Source organism: Streptomyces sp. NPDC005648 (assembly GCF_040605395.1).
Classification (GTDB): Bacteria; Actinomycetota; Actinomycetes; order Streptomycetales; family Streptomycetaceae; genus Streptomyces.
This window is the reverse complement of sequence record NZ_JBEXCS010000003.1, coordinates 1-21,489: the sequence shown is the minus strand read 5'-3', so window position 1 is coordinate 21,489 and position 21,489 is coordinate 1. Positions and strand designations below refer to the sequence as shown.

The 21,489-nt window shown below is 72.2% G+C and carries 22 protein-coding genes; 11 read left to right on the top strand and 11 right to left on the bottom strand.

What is annotated here, in order from left to right; genetic code table 11:
- Positions 1-27 precede the first annotated feature (27 nt).
- Positions 28-1,320 carry a hypothetical protein gene (locus ABZT17_RS02540; RefSeq protein ID WP_356342726.1) on the top strand — a complete coding sequence of 431 codons (1,293 nt, stop codon included), beginning with the start codon at positions 28-30 and terminating at the stop codon, positions 1,318-1,320.
- A 22-nt stretch (positions 1,321-1,342) separates the two neighbouring features.
- Here ABZT17_RS02540 and ABZT17_RS02535 read toward each other — a convergent pair whose 3' ends face one another.
- Complete coding sequence (locus ABZT17_RS02535) at positions 1,343-2,821, bottom strand: IucA/IucC family protein (RefSeq protein WP_356342724.1); 1,479 nt, start codon at positions 2,819-2,821, stop codon at positions 1,343-1,345.
- Between the two features lie 93 nt (positions 2,822-2,914).
- Here ABZT17_RS02535 and ABZT17_RS02530 point away from each other — a divergent pair, with 93 nt between their 5' ends.
- From ABZT17_RS02530 to ABZT17_RS02520, 3 genes are all read left to right on the top strand, one after another.
- Positions 2,915-4,414 carry an IucA/IucC family protein gene (locus tag ABZT17_RS02530; RefSeq protein ID WP_356342722.1) on the top strand — a complete coding sequence of 500 codons (1,500 nt, stop codon included), beginning with the start codon at positions 2,915-2,917 and terminating at the stop codon, positions 4,412-4,414.
- A 150-nt stretch (positions 4,415-4,564) separates the two neighbouring features.
- Positions 4,565-5,830, top strand: a complete 1,266-nt coding sequence (locus ABZT17_RS02525) for a VWA domain-containing protein (RefSeq protein WP_356342719.1) — start codon at positions 4,565-4,567, stop codon at positions 5,828-5,830.
- Positions 5,830-6,654, top strand: a complete 825-nt coding sequence (locus ABZT17_RS02520) for a hypothetical protein (protein ID WP_356342717.1) — start codon at positions 5,830-5,832, stop codon at positions 6,652-6,654. Before ABZT17_RS02525 ends, ABZT17_RS02520 begins: the two co-directional genes overlap by 1 nt.
- Before the next feature lie 46 nt (positions 6,655-6,700).
- Here the strand turns inward: ABZT17_RS02520 and ABZT17_RS02515 are convergent, their stop codons facing one another.
- Entirely contained in the window at positions 6,701-7,336 is a 636-nt protein-coding gene (locus ABZT17_RS02515; RefSeq protein ID WP_356342715.1) for a helix-turn-helix domain-containing protein, read from the bottom strand.
- Positions 7,337-7,423: 87 nt separating this feature from the next.
- On the opposite strand from ABZT17_RS02515, the gene ABZT17_RS02510 reads away from it, so the two are divergent.
- From ABZT17_RS02510 to ABZT17_RS02495, 4 genes are all read left to right on the top strand, one after another.
- Positions 7,424-8,632 carry a pyridoxal phosphate-dependent aminotransferase gene (locus ABZT17_RS02510; protein WP_356342713.1) on the top strand — a complete coding sequence of 403 codons (1,209 nt, stop codon included), beginning with the start codon at positions 7,424-7,426 and terminating at the stop codon, positions 8,630-8,632.
- A gap of 41 nt (positions 8,633-8,673) precedes the next feature.
- A complete protein-coding gene (locus tag ABZT17_RS02505; RefSeq protein ID WP_356342711.1) occupies positions 8,674-9,273 on the top strand; it encodes a histidine phosphatase family protein in 600 nt (199 codons plus the stop codon).
- A 266-nt stretch (positions 9,274-9,539) separates the two neighbouring features.
- A complete protein-coding gene (locus ABZT17_RS02500) occupies positions 9,540-10,229 on the top strand; it encodes a hypothetical protein (protein WP_356342709.1) in 690 nt (229 codons plus the stop codon).
- 65 nt (positions 10,230-10,294) lie between these two features.
- Complete coding sequence (locus ABZT17_RS02495; protein ID WP_356342707.1) at positions 10,295-10,717, top strand: acyl-CoA thioesterase; 423 nt, start codon at positions 10,295-10,297, stop codon at positions 10,715-10,717.
- A gap of 92 nt (positions 10,718-10,809) precedes the next feature.
- Here the strand turns inward: ABZT17_RS02495 and ABZT17_RS02490 are convergent, their stop codons facing one another.
- Entirely contained in the window at positions 10,810-11,667 is an 858-nt protein-coding gene (locus ABZT17_RS02490; RefSeq protein ID WP_356343043.1) for an NAD(P)H-binding protein, read from the bottom strand.
- Between the two features lie 87 nt (positions 11,668-11,754).
- Here ABZT17_RS02490 and ABZT17_RS02485 point away from each other — a divergent pair, with 87 nt between their 5' ends.
- Positions 11,755-12,552 (top strand): helix-turn-helix domain-containing protein, encoded by a 798-nt coding sequence (locus ABZT17_RS02485; RefSeq protein WP_356342705.1) that lies wholly within the window; start codon positions 11,755-11,757, stop codon positions 12,550-12,552.
- 38 nt (positions 12,553-12,590) lie between these two features.
- Here ABZT17_RS02485 and ABZT17_RS02480 read toward each other — a convergent pair whose 3' ends face one another.
- From ABZT17_RS02480 to polX, 8 genes are all read right to left on the bottom strand, one after another.
- A complete protein-coding gene (locus tag ABZT17_RS02480; protein WP_356342703.1) occupies positions 12,591-13,211 on the bottom strand; it encodes a TMEM175 family protein in 621 nt (206 codons plus the stop codon).
- 181 nt (positions 13,212-13,392) lie between these two features.
- Positions 13,393-14,772: an 8-oxoguanine deaminase gene (locus tag ABZT17_RS02475; RefSeq protein ID WP_356342700.1), complete on the bottom strand. Its 1,380-nt coding sequence runs from the start codon at positions 14,770-14,772 to the stop codon at positions 13,393-13,395.
- Between the two features lie 10 nt (positions 14,773-14,782).
- Positions 14,783-15,712 (bottom strand): factor-independent urate hydroxylase, encoded by a 930-nt coding sequence (gene pucL, locus ABZT17_RS02470; protein ID WP_356342698.1) that lies wholly within the window; start codon positions 15,710-15,712, stop codon positions 14,783-14,785.
- A 4-nt stretch (positions 15,713-15,716) separates the two neighbouring features.
- The gene (gene uraH, locus ABZT17_RS02465; protein ID WP_356342696.1) at positions 15,717-16,130 is read right to left on the bottom strand and encodes a hydroxyisourate hydrolase; all 414 of its coding nucleotides are present in this window, start codon (positions 16,128-16,130) and stop codon (positions 15,717-15,719) included.
- A gap of 48 nt (positions 16,131-16,178) precedes the next feature.
- Positions 16,179-16,688 carry a 2-oxo-4-hydroxy-4-carboxy-5-ureidoimidazoline decarboxylase gene (gene uraD, locus ABZT17_RS02460; RefSeq protein WP_356342693.1) on the bottom strand — a complete coding sequence of 170 codons (510 nt, stop codon included), beginning with the start codon at positions 16,686-16,688 and terminating at the stop codon, positions 16,179-16,181.
- Positions 16,689-16,765: 77 nt separating this feature from the next.
- Positions 16,766-17,134 (bottom strand): helix-turn-helix domain-containing protein, encoded by a 369-nt coding sequence (locus ABZT17_RS02455; RefSeq protein ID WP_356342690.1) that lies wholly within the window; start codon positions 17,132-17,134, stop codon positions 16,766-16,768.
- Entirely contained in the window at positions 17,131-17,382 is a 252-nt protein-coding gene (locus ABZT17_RS02450; RefSeq protein WP_356342688.1) for a hypothetical protein, read from the bottom strand. The genes ABZT17_RS02455 and ABZT17_RS02450 overlap by 4 nt, the downstream gene beginning before the upstream one ends.
- A gap of 64 nt (positions 17,383-17,446) precedes the next feature.
- Complete coding sequence (gene polX, locus ABZT17_RS02445; RefSeq protein ID WP_356342685.1) at positions 17,447-19,189, bottom strand: DNA polymerase/3'-5' exonuclease PolX; 1,743 nt, start codon at positions 19,187-19,189, stop codon at positions 17,447-17,449.
- A 145-nt stretch (positions 19,190-19,334) separates the two neighbouring features.
- On the opposite strand from polX, the gene ABZT17_RS02440 reads away from it, so the two are divergent.
- Together ABZT17_RS02440 and ABZT17_RS02435 are read left to right on the top strand one after the other, a co-directional pair.
- The gene (locus ABZT17_RS02440) at positions 19,335-20,174 is read left to right on the top strand and encodes a TIM barrel protein (protein WP_356342683.1); all 840 of its coding nucleotides are present in this window, start codon (positions 19,335-19,337) and stop codon (positions 20,172-20,174) included.
- Positions 20,175-20,199: 25 nt separating this feature from the next.
- Positions 20,200-21,090 (top strand): 2-hydroxy-3-oxopropionate reductase, encoded by an 891-nt coding sequence (locus ABZT17_RS02435; protein WP_356342681.1) that lies wholly within the window; start codon positions 20,200-20,202, stop codon positions 21,088-21,090.
- Positions 21,091-21,489: the final 399 nt, after the last annotated feature.

Here is a 21,489-nt window from a genome sequence, read left to right as displayed (position 1 = left end):
AACACCAGCGAGCCAACACCGGCAGGCGTGACGACACCGACAGGCCCGGGCGGTGCGGCAGGCCCGGGCGGCATCAGCGGGCCGGTGCCGGCGGGCGCGGCGGGTGCCGAGAAGGCGGCCGGTTCGTCGGTCCCGGGTCGGGCGGAGGCGGAGGCGGAGCCGGCGGGCAAGGGGTCCGGGCCCGGGGCAACGGCTTCGAAGTATCCGTCTCCCGGGGTCCTTTCGGCGGAGTCCGTCGCCGAGGAGGAGCCGGCTACCGCCGAGCCATCGGTGGCCGAGGCCGTGGCGGAGGCCCTCGCAGGGCGCCCCGCGCCGCAGGCACCCACCGTTGCCGCCGCCCCAGCCTCTGCCTCTGCCACCGGCCCAGCCGGAACCGCAGCCGCAGCCGCGCCTGCCACCCAGGTCGCGGCCGCGCCTGATGCGACCGCCTCGGCCTATCCCGCTCCTGCCTCCGCCGATCCGGCCGCCCCGGGCCCGGCCGTCCCCGATCCGGCCGTCGCCGGCCCATCGGCGCGCTCGGAGAGCCGTGGGGTCGAGGCCGGCGCCGCGTCGGCCGCGAGCGTCGCCGAGGGCGACGGACCCGGCCCCGAAGCCCGTGCGGCCGCCTCCGTGGGCCGTCCCGGGCGCCCGCTGCTGGCGGGTGCGGCGGTGCTCGGCGCGCTGCTGATCGCCGTACCGGGGCTGCTGATGACCCGTGACCGGACGCCGCAGAAGCACGACGAGGTGGTGGCCGGCCAGACGGGCACCGTCCTCGGCGGCGACGCGAGCCAGGACGGCGGGGCCGCCTACGCCTCCTCCACGCCGTCCGCGCCCGGCCCGTCGGCCAAGCCGAAGACCACCCCCCACCGGGCCGCTCCCCCGGCCTCGCCCGCCACGCACCCGGCGAGCGGGCCGACGACGGCCGCGGCGGCGAGGAAGCCCGCGGCGAAGCCGAAACAGACCTCCAAGTCCAAGGCCACGTCGAAGCCGGCCGCCCAGCCCGCCCTGCCGTCGGACATCTACGTGCAGGCGACCCGGGTCCTGAACGCGGGTCAGTCCCTGAACGCGAAGAAGACCCGGCTGCGGATGCAGACCGACGGGAACCTCGTGGTCTACGACGAGCACGACAAGGCCCGCTGGGCCACCATGACCTTCGGCTCGAACTACCACGCGGTCTTCCAGGCGGACGGCAACCTCGTCGTCTACACCTCCGACAACCGCCCCGTCTGGGCCAGCCAGACCCCCGGCCACGCAGGCGCCGTCCTCAGGCTCCAGGGCGACGGCAACATGGTGATCTACGACGGGGGAAACCCGATCTGGGCCACCATGACCCAGCACTGACCGCCGGGCGCCCGCCGGCCGGTCAGCCGGCCAGCGGGTTCGGCAGCGGCAGATAGCGGGCGTCCGCGCCGTCCGCGCCCGTCCAGCGCAGGAGCAGGTTGGTCTTGCCGGGCAGGGTGGGCGAGGTGAGGAGGCCGGCGATCTCCGGCAGGTCGTGGCGGGCGAACGCGCGGCGCGCGGCGGGCCAGGGGTCGAAGCCGGTGTGGCGTTCGGCGAGGGCTCCCGCGACCTCGGTGAGGTGGTTGACGACCAGGCAGTACACCAGCCGCTCCCAGCCCGCCGCCCGTGACACCTCCGGCAGCAGCTTCACCCCCTCCGCGTCCCGGAAAAGCGCCTGTACGGGCAGCCCCCCGCCGTCCACCGCGACCAGCGTGTTCTGCAGATGCGCCTCGAGTACGACGCCGTGGTCCGCGAAGGCGGCAAGGGCCGGCGGTACGACCACCCCGAGGTACGCCTCCCACCACGCCGCCGGGTCGCCGGTGGCGTCGAGGGGATTGCCGTCGAAGCCCTCCACCAGGCCCGCGGCCAGCAGCGGGGTCGCGCCGGGCAGCAGACGGCCGTGCAGTCCGTCGCGGACGAGGACGGCGAGTTCCTCGAAGGCGAAGTCGGCGGTGCGGTAGCCGCGGTCGCTCAGCCAGACCGCCGGACCCGGCACGAAGGCCCGCGCGACGGCCTCGTCCGTCCGGCGCAGTCTCAGCAGGTCGTGGCGCCACAGCCGCCGGATGTCGTTGGTGATGCGCACATCCAGGCTGAACTTCAGGAACAGGTCCCGCTCCGGCGCGTACAGCGTGCGGATCGCGGCCGTCGGCCAGGCGTCCGAGCCGGCCGTGCCCAGGCGGATCAGCCGCCCGTCCGCGAAGGGCTCGGCGAGGTCCACCAGGTCCAGCTGCCAGGGGTGCGCGGGCAGCAGCCGATAGCCGGGCGGGGCCTGCCCCAGCGCGTCCAGCGCCGAGGTGTCCCCCTCCTCGACCAGCGTGTCCTCCCGGACTCCGAGCAGCGCCGGCGGAAAGGAGGCGTGCGCCTCCGGGGCGTACGGCAGCCAGGCGCCGACCGGTCCGCCGCCGCGGGCCTTCGGGGCGGGATGGTAGGGGTGGCCGGTGATCAGGGACTGCTCGGAACGCCGGTACGGGTCCTCGGGCACCGCCGACCGGGCGCGGGCGGCGAGGATCGCGGCCACGGCGTCACGGCTGTCGATCATCTCCGCGGGCAGCTCGTGGTTGGAGAGGCCCGTGTGGCGGCGGAGCTCCTCGGAGACGAGCTTGACCAGCTCGGTGTGGCCGAGGTGCCGCCAGCGACCGTGCGCCCGCACCTCGGGCCCGGCGGGCCGGCGTCCGCCGCGCACCCTGATCAGCCGGTCGACGCCGGGCAGCCGGTGGACACCCGGTGCGACGGGCTCCGCGACCTCGCGCAACAGGCAGTTCAGCAGCGGCGCGGCCGCGTACGCGTCGGCGCGTACGGCGTCGTCGCCTTCCGGCGGGGGGATGAGTTCCACGCGATCCACTCGTTCCCTGGGGTGCGTTCGGGCGGAGACGATCAGTATGTATGCCGTCACCCCCCGCCCGTGACGCCCTACTCGCAGCCGAGGAGCCCGCCCGTGCACCGTCCCCACCCCGCCGAGGCCGAGGTCGCCGACGAGCTGGCCGCCGTACGCCCCGGCCTTCTGTCACGGTACGCGGCCGAACTGCCGGGTGCGCGGGCGGCCGTGCTGACCAGGCTGTGGCGGGCGCTCGCGCACGAACCGCTGCCGTGGATCACGGGCCGGGAGCCCGGCCGGGAGGGACTCGTCGTCCGGCTCGGGGACGGCCGCCGGCTGCACGGCCCGGCCGCGGACCCGTACGCGACCGCCGCGTATGTCACCGAGGTACGGCTGGAGGAGGTGGCGTACGACCATCCGGCGCGGCTGATGACGGACCTCGCGGTGCCGCACGGCATCGACTTCGCGGCCGAACTGGCCCACAGCGTGGCCTCCACGGCCCTCTCGCGGGCCGGGCAGCCGGATCGCCCGAAGGAGTGGCCCGAGACGGACTGGGAGTGGGAGCAGCGGGTGGTGGACGGGCATCCGTATCACCCGGGCTGCCGTTCCCGGCCCGGGTTCTCCGTCGCCGAGCAGCTCGCGTACGGGCCCGAGCACCGCCCGGTGGTGGAGCTGGGGACGGTGCCCGTGCGGGCGGCGGAGTGTCTGGTGACGGGGGTGTGGCCGGACGAACTGCGGGACGGGGAGCGGCTGTTGCTGCCGGTGCATCCCTGGCAGGCGGCGCATGTGCTCAAGCGGAGCTGCGAGAACGGGTTCCCGGCCCGTCCGCTGATGTCCCTGCGCACCCTGGCCGTCCCGGGCGGACCGCACGTCAAGACCGCGCTGAGCGCCCGGCTGACCTCGTCGGTACGGGACATCTCGGTCTACTCGGTCGGCGCCTCGGCGACCCTGTCGTCCTTCGGGCAGACGCTGGCGGCACGCTCGGAGGGCCTGCTGCACGTCACCCGCACACTCGGCGCGGCCGGCGCCGACTCCCCCGATCTCGCGGCCGTGCTACGGGAGTCCCCGCAGACGTACGCGGCGACGGACCGGGGCGAGCGGGTGCTGCCGGTGGCGGCGCTGGCCACCACCGCACTGCCCCGGTCCCCGTCCTGGCTCGCCGAGTTCACCCGCCTCGCCCTCACCGTCGGCCTGCGCCTGCTGGAGCTGGGGGTGGCCCTGGAGGCGCACGGTCAGAACCTGCTGGTCGTCCTGGACCGGACGGGTGCCCCGCTGCGGCTGGTCTACCGCGACCTCGCCGACATCCGGGTCAGCCCCGCGAGGCTCGCCCGGCACGGTGTGCCGGTCCCCGGGCTGACCGGACGGATCGTCACGGACGACGAAACCACCCTGCGCCGCAAGCTGTTCGGCTCCCTGGTGGCGGGCGCTTTGGCCGGCACGGCGGGTTCGGCGCAGGCGCTGGGGGCCGCGCTGGAGACGGCCGTACGAGATCTGCCGCGCACCCCCGACCTGGTGGCACTGCTCGAACAGCCGCTGCCGGCGAAGGCGTTGACGTTGATGCGGCTGTCGCCGGGGACGCCGGGGGACCAGTGGACGCGGTTGCCGCATCCGCTGGGCTGATCAGTGCTATGTCACATACCACAGCCGACCTGTTGCGCTGATCAGTGCTATGTCACATACCATCCCCCACCCGCCACGCCGCCCAGTGCTATGTCACATACCACCCCCCTCGTTTTGGATCACAGCCCGCCTGATCAATAAGATCCGCCGATGATCAGAACACAACGGCTGGCGGCAGGGGTGTGCGCCCTGCTCGCCACCCTGGCGGCCGGGCTCGCCTTCCCGGCCGCGGCGGCCGCCGGCGAACCCACGAGCGGGGCGAGTCCCAAGGTCGACCTGGTGCTCGACGTCAGCGGCTCCATGCGGACCCGGGACATCGACGGCGACACCCGGATGGCGGCGGCGAAGCAGGCCTTCAACGAGGTGCTGGACGCGACGCCCGAGGACGTCCAGCTGGGCATCCGCACGCTCGGCGCGAACTACCCGGGCGACGACCGGCGGACGGGCTGCAAGGACACCGCGCAGCTCTACCCGGTCAGCACGCTGGACCGCGCCGAGGCCAAGACGGCGGTGGCGACCCTCTCGCCGACCGGCTGGACACCGATCGGCCCCGCGCTGCTGAAGGCGGCCGACGATCTCGCCGACGGCGACGGCTCCAAGCGGATCGTGCTGATCACCGACGGCGAGGACACCTGCGCCCCGCTCGACCCGTGCGAGGTGGCCCGCGAGATCGCCGCCAAGGGCATCGGGATGACCATCGACACCCTCGGGCTGGTCCCCAGCACCAAGCTGAACAAGCAGCTCAGCTGTATCGCCGAGGCGACCGGCGGCACGTACACCTCGGTCGAGCACACCGACGAACTCACCGACAAGGTCAACCAGTTGGTGGACCGGGCGGCCGACCCGGTGGTGACGCCGGTGGCGACGGAGGGCGCGGCGCAGTGCACGGACGCGCCGGCCCTGAAGTCGGGTCTGTACACGGACCGCGAGGAGTTCGGGCAGCAGCGCTGGTACAAGGTGGACCTCAACCCCGGCCAGGAGCTGCGTACTTCGGTGAGCGTGGCGGCGGACCGGGCCGTGAACCCGTCCTACGGCGTGCTGCTGCGGGCGGTGACGCTGCACGGCCGGGAGATCGTGCGTGGCGAGGCGGCGGGCGACGGCCGTACGGACGTGATCTCCACGGGCCTGCGTTACCCGAAGCCGGAGAGCGACGAGGACGACGCGACGGCCGAGACCGTGTGCCTCCAGGTCACCAACTCCTTCTCGGCCGCGGCCGGGGTGAAGACCACGCCGGGTATGCCGGTCGAGCTGACGGTGGATGTCGTCGACTCCCCGTCGAAGGCGAGCGACGTGGCCTCCTTCGGCCTGGGCCGCGGCTGGTGGCTGCTCGGTGTGCTGGTGCTGGTCGGGTTCCTGGCCGGTCTGATCTGGGGCTGGCTGTCGCGCTGGCGGGTCGCGGTCTGGAGGACCAACTGATGTGGATCACCCGGGTGTTGGGTGCGGCAGCGCTCATGCTGGGCCTGGCGGTGGCCCCGGCGGCCGCCGACTCCTCGCCGTCGCCGTCGGCTTCCTCGGACACCGGCTCGGCACCGGCCACGGCGGGCACGTCCTTCCGTACGGCGGCCGAGATCGAACAGGGCCAGGACGCCACCGCGAGCGCGTCCACCGGCGACTACCTGTACTGGTCGTTCGCGGCGGACGCGGGCCAACGGCCCACCGTGAGGGCGACGGTGAAGCTGCCGTCCGCGCACGCGGCCCAGTCCTGGCAGGTCGACGTCTACGACGGTCTGCGCCGCCGCCAGTCCTGCCAGTACGGCGCACAGACCCGCACGGCCGGACAGGGCGTCTCCTCGCTCGAGTTGGCGTGTGTGCTGCGCACGGTGCGCTCCTGGTCCGAGCCGTGGGCCAATGACCCCCTGCCGGGCACCTACTACATCCGGCTGACGGCGTTGAGCCTGACCACGGCCGACCTCGGCCAGCCGGTGCACGCCTCGGTCCGGGTGGACTCCAAGGACATCGGCGGCTCGGCGGCCGTGGACGGTTCCCTGGCGAAGCCGCTGGTGCCGGGGATCGCGGCGCGCTCCGGCTCCGGGGCCGGGTCCGCGACCGACGACGGTGATGCGTCGAAGGCCGCGGTGCTGTCGAGCATCGAGCCCGACGGCGGCTGGGACTCCGGCTGGTGGTCGGACCGCTGGGTGTGGACCGGGGTGGGCGCGGTGCTGGCCGCGCTCGCGGGGATCGGCGGGTACGCGCTGACGCGTGGATCGGGCCGTCCTTCACGGGTGCCGCCGGGCGCCTGACCCTCCGGCACGAGGCCCGCCGCGCCCGGAGCGCGGCGGGCCTTTCTCATGCCTCCCGCAGGGCCTTGGCGAGCGTGCCGTCGCCGGTCACCGTGACCCGTCCCTCGCGCACGGCGTCGGGCATGCCCAACTCCCCGCGGCACAGGGCCGTACAAGTGCCGGCGTCCATCACGAGGCGTGCGTCGGGGTCGCCGGCAGCGGGTCCGTCGCCGTAGACCGGTCCGTCCTCGGCGCCGACGTGGAGGTGGAAGTCGCCCTCCTCCAGGCGGACTTCGACGATGCCCTCGCCCGCGAGGGCCTCCAGCGAGCGCAGCAGGGGCAGCGCGAACCAGTGGGCGCGCAGGGCGTCGGTCGGGCGCCGCTCGTCCAGCTCGCCCTGCCCCCAGATGCTCAGCGCCTGCAGTACGGGCAGCAACTCCCTTCCGCGGGAGGTCAGTTCGTAGACGTACGCGGCGCCCGGGGGCGGCAGCCGACGCCGGCTGCTGAGCCCGTCCCGCTCCATGTCCTTCAGCCGCGAGGCGAGTACGTCGGTGCTCACGCCCGGCAGATCCGCGTGCAGGTCGGTGTAGCGGCGGGGGCCGGCCAGCAGCTCGCGGACGATCAGCAGGGTCCAGCGGTCGCCGACGAGGTCGAGGGCGCGGGCTGCGGAACAGTACTGGTCGTAGCTTCGGCGTCGTGACATGCGACGCAGTCTAGACATGTTGTTGGACTTTCCAAGCTCGAACTTGGTAAAACCAAGCAACACACGAAACCGGAGGGGCGAGCGAGCATGGAGTTCCGGCAGTCGAACAAGCTCAGCGAGGTCTGCTACGAGATCCGCGGCCCGGTGATCGAGCACGCCAACGCGCTGGAGGAGGCCGGCCACAGCGTGCTGCGCCTGAACACCGGCAACCCCGCCCTCTTCGGCTTCGAGGCGCCCGAGGAGATCCTCCAGGACATGATCCGGATGCTCCCGCAGGCCCACGGCTACACGGACTCCCGCGGCATCCTCTCCGCCCGTCGCGCGGTCGCCCAGCGCTACCAGACCCTCGGCCTGGAGGTCGGCGTCGACGACGTCTACCTCGGCAACGGCATCTCCGAGCTGATCTCGATGGCCGTACAGGCGCTGGTGGAGGACGGCGACGAGATCCTGATCCCGGCCCCGGACTTCCCGCTGTGGACGGCGGTGACGACCCTCGCCGGGGGCAAGGCGGTCCACTACCTCTGCGACGAGCAGTCGGACTGGTACCCGGACCTCGCCGACATGGAGTCGAAGATCACCGACCGCACCAAGGCCGTCGTGATCATCAACCCCAACAACCCCACCGGCGCGGTCTATCCGAAGGAGATCATCGAGGGCATCCTCGACCTTGCCCGCCGGCACGGCCTGATGGTCTTCGCCGACGAGATCTACGACCAGATCCTCTACGACGGCGCCGTGCACCACTCCGTCGCCGCGCTCGCCCCCGACCTGGTGGTCCTCACCTTCTGCGGTCTGTCGAAGACATACCGGGTGGCGGGTTTCCGCTCGGGCTGGCTGGTGGTCACCGGCCCCAAGCAGCACGCGCGGAACTACCTGGAGGGCCTGACCATGCTGGCCTCCATGCGCCTGTGCGCCAACGCGCCCGCCCAGTACGCCATCCAGGCGGCGCTCGGCGGCCGCCAGTCCATCAACGACCTCACCGCCCCGGGCGGACGCCTGTACGAGCAGCGCACCGTGGCCTGGGAGAAGCTCAACGACATCCCCGGCGTGTCGTGTGTGAAGCCCCAGGGCTCGCTCTACGCGTTCCCGCGCCTCGACCCCAAGGTCCACAGGATCCACGACGACGAGAAGTTCGTCCTGGACCTGCTTCTGCGCGAGAAGATCCAGGTGGTCCAGGGCACCGGCTTCAACTGGCCCACCCCCGACCACTTCCGCATCCTCACCCTCCCGCACGCGGACGACCTGGAGGCGGCGATCGGGCGGATCGGACGCTTCCTCAGCGGTTACCGGCAGTAGCTCACCGGGCGTCCGCGGCGCCGGACTCCTAGCCTGGTCGCATGGGTGACGTCTTTCTCGTCCGGCACGGTGAGACCGAGTGGTCGCGGTCCGGGCGGCACACCGGGTGGACGGACGTTCCGCTGACCGAGCGCGGGCGGGAGGAGGCGCGGGGGCTGGTGCCGTTGATCCGGTCGCATCGGATCGGCGCCGCGTTCTGCAGTCCCCGGCAGCGGGCGCGGGAGACGGCCGAGCTGATCGGCCTGCGCGACGTCCGGATCGACGTGGACCTGCGGGAATGGGACTACGGCGGCTACGAGGGCGTCACGACCGTGGAGATCCAGCGCGAGCGGCCGGGCTGGTTCCTCTTCACGGACGGGGTGGCGCCCGGACCGCCGGAACACCCCGGGGAGACCCCCGGGCAGGTCGGGGAGCGTGCGGACCGGATGCTCGCCAAGGTGGACGCAGCCCTCGCCAACACCGAGGGCGCCGTGGTCCTCGTGGCACACGGTCATTTCCTACGGGTCCTGACGGCACGGCGGCTCGGCCTGCCGGCGTCGGGCGGAGCACTGTTCCAGCTGGCGACGGGAACGCTGTGCCGGTTGGGCACGGAGCACGGGCGACCCGTGATCGCCGGGTGGAACGTGCGGCCGGCCGTCTAGGGCGTGTTGCGAAAGTCCCGTCGTCCGCCCGCAGGGCGGGCCGGGCGGCGTCATGGGGCCCCCGCGCGAGGTTGTTCGAGCGCGGCGAGAGTGCGTGCCAGGCGTCGCCCGGCAGGTGGGACTTTCGCAACACGCCCCAGGGACCCCGGGAGGCCCAGTCCCCCGTTCCGGGAGTCCGGGAGGCCTGGTCCCGTTCGGTTGTCAGACCCTCGCCGTAGCCTTCGAAGCAGGTGGGAGCAGGGCCCGAGGCCGGGGAGGAGTACGCCGTGACACGACCGCCGACCGCCGCCCAGCGGCGGGTCATCGATGCCGCCGATCCCGTCACCGGGCGTCTGCGGGGTACCGAGACGCAGCTGGCGGCGCTGGTGAAGTGGGGGTTCGCCTTCCGGCATCCGCGTCCGCCGCACGACCACTTCCTGACACCGGCGGGGCATCGGATACGGGAGGGATCGGGAGCACGGCGGCCGGAGGGGACCGAGGGAGCGGGGGCTCCGGCCGGGTTCGCCGGCTCGGTCGCGCCCACCGCCGGGGACGGTGGCGGGCGGGGCGGGGTGTTCGCCGCGCGGATCGGTGGCGAGGAGGCGGTGGCCGTGGGCGGGGCCGCCCGGGTGCGGGAGGTGCGCAGTGCCTGGCAGGGGCTGCTGGAGCTGCGCCGGATGACCAATCCGGACGGGGCCACGGACCGGCCGTGCGGATGGGAGCGGACCCATCTGGCGCAGGCGGCGGCGCTGGCGCTGGAGGCGGCGGAGCATCGGCCGGCGGGGGTGGATCCCGAGGCCGGCGGCTATCGGGTGCGGGACACCCCGCAGCCGGACGCGGTCGCCGTGTACGAACCCTCGGCCGAGGCCAGGCGGGCCTGTGCGGTGACCTTGGAGCGGGCGGGCTGGCAGGTCGGCGAGTACGCGGAGCCGCGCACAGGAAGGCGGTATCTACTGGCATCGCCGCGTCGGGCGTGATGAGCATGCCAAGATCGGGGGATCGTCGCATCCGGCACGAGAGTCCAGTACGAGAAGGGAACGCAGTGAGCGAGCCGTATTCCGTCCCGGTGACCGTCCGCGGATACGAGACCGACGCCCTGGGCCATCTGAACCAGAGTGTCTATCTGCAGTACGCGGAACACGCCCGCTGGTCCATACTCCAGGCCGCCGGGGTGGGCCCCTCCGAGCTGCTCGCCAAGGGGGTCGGACCGGTGGTCCTGGAGACGACGATCCGCTATGCGCGGGAGCTGCGCGCGGGCGACGAGGTGGCCGTGAGCTGTGCCTTCGAGTGGGGTGACGGCAAGACGTTCCGGATGGCGCAGACGATAGCCAAGGCCGACGGCACGCTCTCCGCGGAGGTGCGGTCGGTCGGCGGACTCCTGGACCTCCAGGAGCGCAGACTGGTGTCCGACCCGCGCAGCTACTTCCGCGCGTTGACGAACGACCCGGAGCTGTTCGGTCTCTGAGCCGGGCCGGGCGCGCGGCGAGGAGGCCCCGGGCTGCCGCCCCGGGCTGCACAGCGGCCGGCCCCCTCCCGTTCCGTACGTCCGTCCTTGTGTCAGGCGAACGCCCCTCGGTGGTCCTGCGCCCACTCCCGGTAGGTCCGTGCCGGTCGGTCCAGGACCTGCCGTACGTCCTCGGTGACGATGTCGTTGCCGCCCTCCTGGATGAAGCGGGCGGCGGCCATGATGCTGTCCGCGTAGGTCTCGCCCAGGCCGGACGCGAGGAGTTGCGCGCGGCGCTCCTCCGCGGAGAGGTCGTGCAGCGGCACCGGGCGGCCGAGCACCTCGCCGAGGACGGCGGCCTGTTCGTGGGCGCTGAGGGTCTCGGGGCCGGTCAGCGTGTACGTGCGTCCGGCGTGCCCGGGGTCCAGCAGTGCGGTGACGGCGATCTCGGCGACGTCCCGTGGGTCCACGACACCCTGTCGGCCGTCGCCCATCATGTTCGGCGCGGGCGTGCCCTCACGGACCGCCGCGGCCCAGCTCAGCGTGTTGGAGGCGAAGGAGGAGGGGCGCAGGACCGTCCACTCCAGGCCGCTGTCCCGCGCCGCCTCCTCGCCGGGCATGTGCCAGGTGGCGAACACGCCCAGGTCGGGGTCGCCGGTGCCGATCGCGGAGAGCTTCACGATGCGCCGTACGCCCGCGGCCCGTGCCGCCGCCACCAGCCCCCGGTCGTGCTCGGCGTCGTCCGGCCCGAACACCCCCACCAGGAAAGCCGCTTCCGCGCCCGCCATCGCCGTCTCCACCGAGGCCCGGTCGCGGGGGTGGCCCGGCGCCGTCTCCACCGCGGACGGCACCCGTGCCGCAGCCGGGTCCCGGGTGAGGGCTCGGACCTTCTCCCCGCGCGCCACGAGCTGTCGTACGACGTCACTGCCGATGGTGCCGGTGGCACCCGTCACAAGGATCATGTCCACCACGATGGGCCGCAGGTGGCCCGCAACTCTTGGAAATTCCGGCACGGCTTCGGCCCTCCCGCGCCCGTGCGGCGCGCTTACGGTGGAGAGGTGACGAACATCGTGTCCCGAGAGGTCCTGCCCACGCCCGAGGTGCTGCGCCCGTGGATCGCGGGCATCGGGTCCGTGTGGGTCGGCGACGTGCCGACGCAGCCCTTCGTCCATCTCCCGGAGACCGCCACCAAGGTGGTCGTCCGCACCGGCGAACACGGCATGCGCGGCGCCCTGGTCGTCGGTCCGCGCGCCCGCGCCTCCTACCACCGGGGCAAGCGGCGTGCGTCCTGTCTGGAGCTGCGGCTCGCGCCCGGCACCGTCCGCCCCCTTCTCGGCGTCCCGGCCGTCGACCTCGTCGGGCGCGCGGTGCGGCTGGAGGACCTTCCGGACCCGTTCGTACGCCGACTCGCCGCGGCCCTGGGCCCATCGGAGCCGGAGGAGGCCCTGGACCGGCTCGCGGAGGTGCTCCCCGAGCGGCTCGCGGCCGCCACGGACCCCGCGCGCACCGAGCTGGTGCGGGCCGGTGTGGCCGCCCTGTCGGTCCGGGCCGGCCGCGTCCCCGCGCAGGTGGGTGAGGTGGCCCGTGAACTCGCCGTGAGCGAGCGGCAGTTGCGCAAGCTGTTCGCCGAGGGTGTCGGCCTCTCCCCCAAGCACTACGCCCGGATCGACCGCGTGCGCACGGTACTCGACCATGCCATGACCCGCCCCTGGGCCGAACTGGCCGCCGCCACCGGCTACTACGACCAGTCCCATCTGACGACCGACTTCCGCACCCTGATGGGCGTGCCGCCCCGCTCGTACGTCGCGGGCCGTCTGCCACTGGCGACGCCCTGCCAGGCGATCCGCCGGGGTTGAACCCGGCCGTGGCGCTCAACTGCGAGTCGAGGCCGGCGTCATGAAACGGCCGGGTCCTGGCGGGTGGGGACCGGTACCTGGTTGAAGCCGTAGTAGAGGGCGAGCAGTCCGTGGGCGGCGAGGGTGAGGGGGGCGGAGACGAAGGCGAGGCCGACCGTCACCGGGTAGCCCAGGGTGCCCAGCGCGAAGCGGGCGCGGGTCGCGCGCGCCGCCGGGATGTCGACCCGTTCGTCGAAGAGGTGTCCGGTCCGGGTGAGGTGCCACCACAGGGCCTGGAAGGTGAGCGCCATCAGGACCATGACCAGGCTGTAGACGGCCGCCGCCACATGCGAGGCCGCGTCCTCGCGCAGGTACTCCGCGAGGACCGCCGTCGGCCACGGCACCGCGGCGACCACCATCAGGACCAGCAGGTTCAGGAACATCAGGGGCCGGTCGACGCGGGCCACGTAACTGAACAGCTGGTGGTGGTTGATCCACATGATGCCGATGACCAGGAAGCTCACCACATACGCCGCGTACGAGGGCCACTGGGCGCCCAACGCCTGCCACAGGCCACCGTGTTCGCCCACCTCGGGGACCTTGATCTCCAGGATGAGCAGGGTGATGGCGATGGCGAACACACCGTCGCTGAAGGCCTCGACCCGGCCGGACTCGTTCATGGGGGACAGACTGCCCCATCGCCGGGGGCACCGTGGCCGTCTCCGGGGCGCGTGCGCACACACGCCCCGGGGACGGCCGCCATGGACCCGGTTCGGGTCCATGACCACCGGCCGAGGGCCGTCCCCCTCGACCGGAGATCTCCGGCTTCCGGCGCACGTACCCACCAGGGGGTACGGCAGCTCAGCCCTGGGCGGCGATGCGCGCCAGGCGCTGCGCCTGCGCGCGCGTGGAGCGGGCGATCGCGTCCTCGTCGACGGTCGTCAGGCGGCCCCCCTCGACGATCTGACGGCCATTCACGAACGAGGCGGTGACCGGGGCCGCCGCGCCGAAGACCAGCGCGGTCACCGGGTCGGCGATGGAGGCGTGGGCGAGGGTGTCCAGCTTCCACAGCACCAGGTCGGCGAGCTTGCCCGGCTCCAGGGAGCCGATCTCGGCGGCGCGGCCGAGGACCTGGGCGCCCCCGTAGGTGCCCAGGCGCAGCGCCTGACGGGCGTTGAGGGCGGCCTCGCGGTGGGCGCCGAGGCGGTTGACGAGGAGCGCGTTGCGCAGTTCGGTGTGGAGTTCGCCGGACTCGTTGGAGGCCGTACCGTCGACACCGAGGCCGACCGGGACGCCGGCCGCGAGCATGTCGGGGACGCGGGCGATACCGGCCGCGAGGCGGGCGTTGGAGGACGGGCAGTGGGCGACACCCGTCTTCGTCCGGGCGAAGGCGGCGATGTCGGAGTCGTTCATATGGACGCAGTGCGCCATCCACACGTCCTCGCCGAGCCAGCCGGTGGACTCGAAGTAGTCGGTCGGGCCCATGCCGAACAGCTCCTTGCAGAACTGCTCCTCCTCGACGGTCTCCGAGCCGTGGGTGTGCAGGCGCACCCCGAGGCGCCGGGCCAGCTCGGCTCCCTCGCGCAGGAGTTCGGTGGAGACGGAGAACGGCGAGCAGGGGGCCACGGCCACCTGGGTCATCGCGTCGAAGGAGGCGTCGTGGTGTTCCCCGACGGTGGCCTCGGTGGCGGCGAGGGCGCCTTCGAGGGTCTCGACGGCGAAGTCGGGGGGCAGTCCGCCGTCCTTCTCGCTGCGGTCCATGGAACCGCGGGCGAGGGTGAAGCGGACGCCCGTCTCCTGGGCGGCGCGGATGATGGCGCCGGACAGGTCGCCGGAGCCCTTGGGAAAGACGTAGTGGTGGTCCATGGCGGTGGTGACGCCACCGCGGGCCATCATGGCCAGGGAGCCCTGCGCGGCCGAGTACACCATCGGCTCGTCGATGCGCGCCCAGGTCGGGTACAGGGCGACCAGCCAGTCGAAGAGGTTGTGGTCCGTGGCCAGACCGCGGGTGATCCACTGGTAGAAGTGGTGGTGGGTGTTGACCAGACCGGGGGTCACCAGGTGACCGGAGGCGTCGATACGGCGTACGACGTTCTCCAGGCCCTCGGGTGCCCTGCCCGCGCCGAGCGACTCGATGCGGTTGCCGGCGATGACGACGTACCCGTGTCCGTACTCGGTGTCGTCGGCGTCGACGGTCGCGATCGAACAGTTCTCGATGACGGTGCGCTGGACTGCTGCCATGGTTCGTCCTTCAGAGATTGGTGAGGTCCGCCGGGATCTTCGCCTCGCAGCCGTCCCGCAGGACGGTCGCCTCGATCAGTCCGTAGGGGCGGTCGGCGGCGAAGTACACGGCACCGTCCTCGGTCGCGTTCTTCAGGCCGAACGGCTCCAGGTCCACCAGGAAGTGGTGCTTGTTCGGGAGCGAGAAACGCACCTCGTCGATCTCGTCGCGGTGGTCGATGATCCGCGTGCCCATGGCGTACAGGGTCTGCTGGAGCGAGAGGGAGTACGTCTCGGCGAAGGCCTGCAGCATGTGCTTCCTGGCCTGCTCGTAGGACTCGTCCCAGTCGGGCGCCGGCGCCGCGTCGTCGGTCCAGTTGAAGCGCCAGCGGCCGGAGACCTCGGTGGCGAGGATGCGGTCGTACGCCTCCGGCAGGGTGGTGTACTTGTCCTTGACGTAGCCCCAGAACTCGGAGTCGGTGGAGTTCAGGACGGTGAGGTCCTTCAGGCCGGAGACGACCTCCCACGAGGAGCCGTCGTACGTGATCTGCGCTAGCCGGGTCTCCTGGCCCTTGCGGACGAAGGAGTGCTCACCCTTCCCCGTGTGCTCGATCCGCTCCCAGGCGTACTCCTCGATGCGGATGCGGGCCCGGTGAATGGGCTCCTGCGAGGTCACGAAGTGCCGCGCCAGGTGGATGCCGAACTGCTCGGCCGACTCGATGCCGTACTCCTTGGCGAACGCGTACACCGTGTTCTTGGTGGTGTCGGTCGGCAGGACGTTGGCGTTGGAACCGGAGTAGTGGACCTCGTCCATGTCGCCGGAGAGCGCGACCGAGACGTTCAGGTCCTTGATGTGGTGGGTGGCGCCGTCCCGCGTGATCTTCACTACTCGGTTCTCGGCCTTGCCGTACTGGTTCTGTCCCAGGATCACAGGGCGGCCGGGGCGGGAATTGACGGTCATCTAGCTAGCTCCCTCGGTAAACGGAGTAGCCGAACGGGTTGAGCAGCAGCGGTACGTGGTAGTGCTCGCCCGGCACGACGGCGAACGTGATCGCCACCTCCGGGAAGAACACGGCCGTACCGCTGTCCCGATTCGCGGGGGCGTCCTGCTGCGCATCGGCTTGCTTCTTCTCGAAATACGGCTCCACGGCGAAGTGGAGCCGTACGTGTGTGGTGCCCTCCGGGAGGGCCGGCAGGTCCTTGCACCGCCCGTCCGCGTCGGTCGCGGAGCCACCCAGCGCCTGCCATGCCCCTCCGTGCCCGAAATGGGCGGACCGGCCGCTGCGGGCCTCGAGCTCGACGGCGACTCCCTCGGCGGGGCGGCCGATGCTGGTGTCCAGGATGTGCGTGGACACGGAGGCGGTGGTGCTCGTACTCATGACTCAGGCGTCCTCTTCAGTCTTCTTCGACGTCGGTCTTCTTGGACCTCAGTCTTCTTCGACGAGCCGGGCCAGCCGGAGGCGGTTGATCTTGCCCAGCTCGGTGCGGACGATCTCCCGCTCCCGCTCCGGGGTGTTCCCGAGCCGCTCCTTGACCGCGTCGCGCATCTGCTCGCCGCTCCGGCCGGTGGCGCAGATGAGGAAGACATGACCGAACCTCTCCTGGTAGGCCAGGTTCAGTTCGAGCATCTCCGCCTTGAGGTCGTCGGCGGCGCCGGCCATGCCGGCCTGCTCCCGGGCGGAGGTCGGGTCGCCCTCCTTGGGGCGGCCGATCGGCGGATGTCCGGCCATGGCCTCCTCCAGGTCCGCGGTGGTCAGCTCGGCCATGGCGGCGTCGCCGGCGGCGAAGAGGTCGTCGGCGGTGGCGTAGGGGCGGGCGGCCAGCAGTCGCTTCACCCAGGTCACGGAGGCACACGCCGCATGGAGGGCGGCGTAGGCCGCGTGCTCCTCCAGGGCATTGAACCGGGCCAGGCCCACGGACGCGGAAGTCGAAGTCACGGGAGTCAGCTAACGCCTCCACGCGACATTACGTCAACACTTTGTTGAAAATTCCGGGTAACAAACCCGGGAGGCGCTCAGCTGTCCTTCTCGCGGTTGAGGTAGTTGTAGACGGTGAACCGGCTGACGCCGAGCGCGCCCGCCACGGTCTCCACACCGTGCCGCACGGAGAAGGCGCCGCGCGCCTCGAGTATCCGTACGACCTCCTGCTTGGCCTTGCGGTCCAGCTCGGCCAGTGGCTTGCCCTGCTTGCGCTCCATGGCGGCCAGAATGTGGTCGAGGGAGTCCGCGAGCTGGGGCAGCCGGACGGCGACCGCGTCCACGCCCTCCCAGGAGAGCACGACGTCGTCGGGTCCGGCCTCGTCAGGGGGGAGCATCTCCCCGCCCATGGCGTCGACCAGCGGCTTCACGGCCGTGATGAACGGCTCGTCCCCGGTGCCGGTCACTCGGCGCCCTCCCCGATGACGTTGACCTGCAGCGAGATCCGGGTGGCGCCGGCCTCCAGGGTCTTGCGCAGCAGGGCGTCCACGGTCGTGAGCACCGCGTCGGCGCGCCCCTCCGCCGTGTTGCCGAAGGGGCCGACGTCCACCGCGTCCAGCTCCGCCGCCTCGACGACCTGGCGGGCGACCAGCGCGTGCGCGGGCGCCTCGTCGAGGTCGAAGGGCTCGGTCGTGAACTCCACTCTCAATCGCACGCGCTCAACCTAACGCCCTGTACGGATTTTCGTGCCGCCTGTGGACAACGCCCCGGCCCCCAGGTCACGGCCCGGCCTTGCGCAGGAAACTCCGCAGTCGCCGCTCCGGCCATGTGTTGATCACCTCCTCGGCGGTGAGCCAGCCGCGCTGGGCGGTGCCGATGCCGTAGCGCATGTTGGCGAGGTGGAGGACGGCGTGGGCGTCGCTGTTCACGGCGAACCGCACGCCCTGCCGCCTGGCCCGCAGGATGTCCTCGTCGCGCAGGTCGAGACGGTCGGGGTGGGCGTTGATCTCCAGGGCGGTGCCGGTGCGGGCGCAGGCGGCGAAGACCGCGTCGAGGTCGGCGTCGATGCCGGGGCGTCGGCCGATGAGGCGGGTGGTGGGGTGGCCGATGAGGTGGACGTACGGGTTCTCGCAGGCCCGCACCAGCCGCCGGGTCAGCGCGTCGCGCCCCTGGTTGAAGTGCGAGTGGACCGAGGCCACACAGAGGTCGAACCCGGCGAGGAACTCCGCGGGCCAGTCCACCTCCCCGTCCGGCCCGATGTTCAGCTCGGCGCCGTGCAGCAGCCGCAGCCCACCGCGCCGGCCCTTCGTGGGGTACGTGCCGTCCAGCGCCCGCACCCGCTCGCGCTGGGCCAGCATCCGCTCGTCGGTCATGCGCTGCATGGCCATGTCGGGTCCGTGGTCGGTGATCGCGTAGTAGGCGTAGCCGCGCCGGGCCGCCGCCTCGGCCATCTCCTCCAGCGGGGCGAGCCCGTCGGTGAGGTCGGTGTGGGTGTGCAGATCGCCGCGCAGGTCCGACTCCCGGACGAGTTCGGGCAGTTCGCCCCGCAGCCCGGCCTCGATCTCGCCGCGGTCCTCGCGCAGGGGCGGCGCGATCCAGGGCAGCCCGAGCCGCGCGTAGACCTCCTCCTCGGTCTCGGAGACGATCTTCTCGCCGGTCTCGACGTCGAAGAGCCCGTACTCGGAGAGCTTGAGCCCGTGGTGGACGGCGCGCTCGCGGGTGCGGATGTTGTGCGCCCTGGAGCCGGTGAAGTACTGGAGCGCGGCCCCCCAGGAGTCCGGCGGTACGACGCGCAGATCGACGCCGAGGCCCCTGCTGGTGCGCACGGAGGTCTTCTTCTCGCCCGTCCCGATCACCTCGGTGACGTACGGCAGCTCCCTGAACGCCCGCATGAGCGGCGCCGGCCTCCTGGCGGCCGCGAGGATGTCGATGTCGCCGATCGTCTCCCGGCAGCGGCGCAGCGAACCGGCGTATGCGCAGCGCAGACAGCCGCTCACCGCCGACAGCGCGGCCACGATGTCGGCGGCGAGCTCGGCGGCCACGTCCAGCTGGACGCGCCCGCCGGAGGACCGCAGCAGTTCGATGCCGTGGAGGATGTTCTCCTCGGTCTTCGGGCCGAAGCCCCTGAGGTCGCGCAGCCGCTCCCGGTGGATGGCGTCGGCGAGCTCCTCGACCGAGGAGATGCCCAGCTCCTCGTAGACGGCCATGGCCTTCTTGGGGCCGAGGGTGGGGACGGCGGTCAGCCGGCGCACCCCGGCCGGGATCCTCGCCCGCAGTTCCTCGACGGCGGACACGCTGCCGGTGTCGAAGTACTCGCGCACCTTGTGGGCGATGGACTTCCCGACGTTCGGGATCTCCTGGAGGCCCTTGAGGTCGAGCGTGGAGACATCGGCGTGGTGGCCGCCCACCGCGCGGGCGGCCTTCTCGTAGACGCGTGCCCTGAACGCGTCTCCGCCGGTGATCGAGATGAGGTCCGCGTACTCCTGGAGCAGCGCGGCGACCTCGTCGTTGGACCGGGCCACGCCTCCAGGGTAGGCCGCGGGTTTGCCCGGGCGCTCTTGACAGCCCTCCCACCCCACGGGCAGTCTTCCGTTAAGCAGAAATGAACTTCCGTAATACGGAATTCAGAAAACGGAATCACTCGACACGGAAGGAGCGCGGCGGCCCATGGGATTCGCGGATCAGCGCTTCAACGTCAACCTGTCGATCCTCTTCACGGAACTCCCGCTCCTGGAGCGCCCCGCGGCCGCCGCCGCGGCGGGCTTCACCGCGGTCGAGCTGTGGTGGCCCTGGGTCGACTCCCCCACCCCCGAGCAGTCCGAGCTCGACGCCCTCGCCGAGGCGATCGAGGACGCGGGCGTCCGGCTCACGGGCCTGAACTTCTACGCCGGGCGGCTCCCGGGCCCCGACCGCGGCGCCCTGTCCGTCCCGGGCGAGGAGTCGGAGCGGTTCCGCGCCAACATCGACGTGGCCGCCGGCTTCGCCCGCTCGCTGGGCACCACGGCGCTCAACGCCCTGTACGGCAACCGCGTAGAGGGCGTGGACCCGGCCGAGCAGGACGCGCTGGCGCTGGAGAACCTGGTCCTCGCGGCCCGCGCGGCCGACCGGATCGGCGCGATCCTGCTGATCGAGACGCTCAACAGGCCGGAGTCGCCGCTCTACCCGCTGGTGAGCGCGCCCGCCGGGATCGGGATCGTCGACAAGGTCAACCGGGCCACGGGGCTCGGCAACACGAAGTTCCTCATGGACCTCTACCACCTGTCCATGAACGGCGAGGACCTGCCGTCGGTGATCGAGCGGTACGCGGCGAGCACCGGTCATGTGCAGATCGCCGACAACCCCGGCCGGGGCGCCCCGGGCACCGGGACGCTGCCGCTGGAAGAGCTCCTCGACCAGCTGGCGAAGGCCGGATACGAGGGCTGGGTCGGCCTGGAGTACAAGCCGGGCGACCGTCCGAGCGCCGAGGCCTTCGACTGGCTGCCCCGCGAGGCCCGCGCCGCGCGCTGAACTCCCTCACCGAAAGGCACACCCGATGAGCACGCTCCCCAAGATCGCCTGGATAGGCCTCGGCATCATGGGCTCCCCCATGTCCGAGAACCTGATCAAGGCGGGTTACGACGTCACCGGCTTCACCCTGGAGCAGGACAAGCTGGACCGGCTGGCCGCCGCCGGCGGAAAGGCCGCCGGTTCGATCGCCGAGGCCGTACGGGACGCGGACGTCGTCATCACCATGGTGCCGGCCTCCCCCCAGGTCGAGGCCATCTGCTACGGCCCCGACGGCATCCTGGAGAACGCCAGGTCCGGCGCCCTGCTGATCGACATGTCCTCGATCACCCCGCAGACCTCGGTGGACCTCGCGAAGGCCGCCGCGGACAAGGGCATCCGGGTGCTGGACGCCCCCGTCTCCGGCGGCGAGGCCGGCGCCGTCGAGGCCGTGCTGTCCATCATGGCCGGCGGCGAGCAGGCCGACTTCGACGCCGCGAAGCCGGTGCTGGAGGCCCTCGGCAGGACCATCGTGCTGTGCGGTCCGCACGGCTCCGGCCAGACCGTGAAGGCCGCCAACCAGCTGATCGTCGCCGTGAACATCCAGGCGTGCGCCGAGGCCGTGGTCTTCCTGGAGAAGTCGGGCGTGGACCTCACGGCCGCGCTGGACGTCCTGAACGGCGGCCTCGCGGGCTCGACCGTCCTGGCCCGCAAGAAGGACAACTTCCTTCAGCGCGACTTCACGCCGGGCTTCCGGATCGACCTGCACCACAAGGACATGGGCATCGTCACCGACGCCGCCCGCGCCGTCGGCGCGGCCCTGCCGGTCGGTGCCGTGGTCGCCCAGCTGGTCGCGTCGCTGCGCGCCCAGGGCGACGGCGGCCTGGACCACTCGGCGCTGCTGCGGGCCGTCGAGCGCCTCTCCGGCGCCCAGGTCTGACCTCCCGAGCCTCCGGTCCGCGGCGGCGCCAACATCTGTCCTGTCGCGCCCAGGCGCCGCCGCGGACCGGACCCATGCCTCCCGCTCCAACCATCCGTACACGTCTGGAAGAACACCATGTCCCCGCGCGTCCTGGAGATGCCCGCCCGCTTCCACGCCACCGGCCCCGCGTACGGCGGGCGGGCGGAGGAGGCGGTCCGCGCCGTGCACGAGGACTGACCCCCTGGCGGCCCGCGAGGACCGAACGGCCCGGATGAGGGGTGGCCGGTCGGATGCCGAGAAAGATTCACAGACTCATGGCGAACAGCAACCGGTACTGCTGGTCGACCATGGACTGCCAGACCGCCGGGTCCATCAGCAGATCGGCGGCCGCCTCGGCGCCGTAGAGCGAGCCGTACT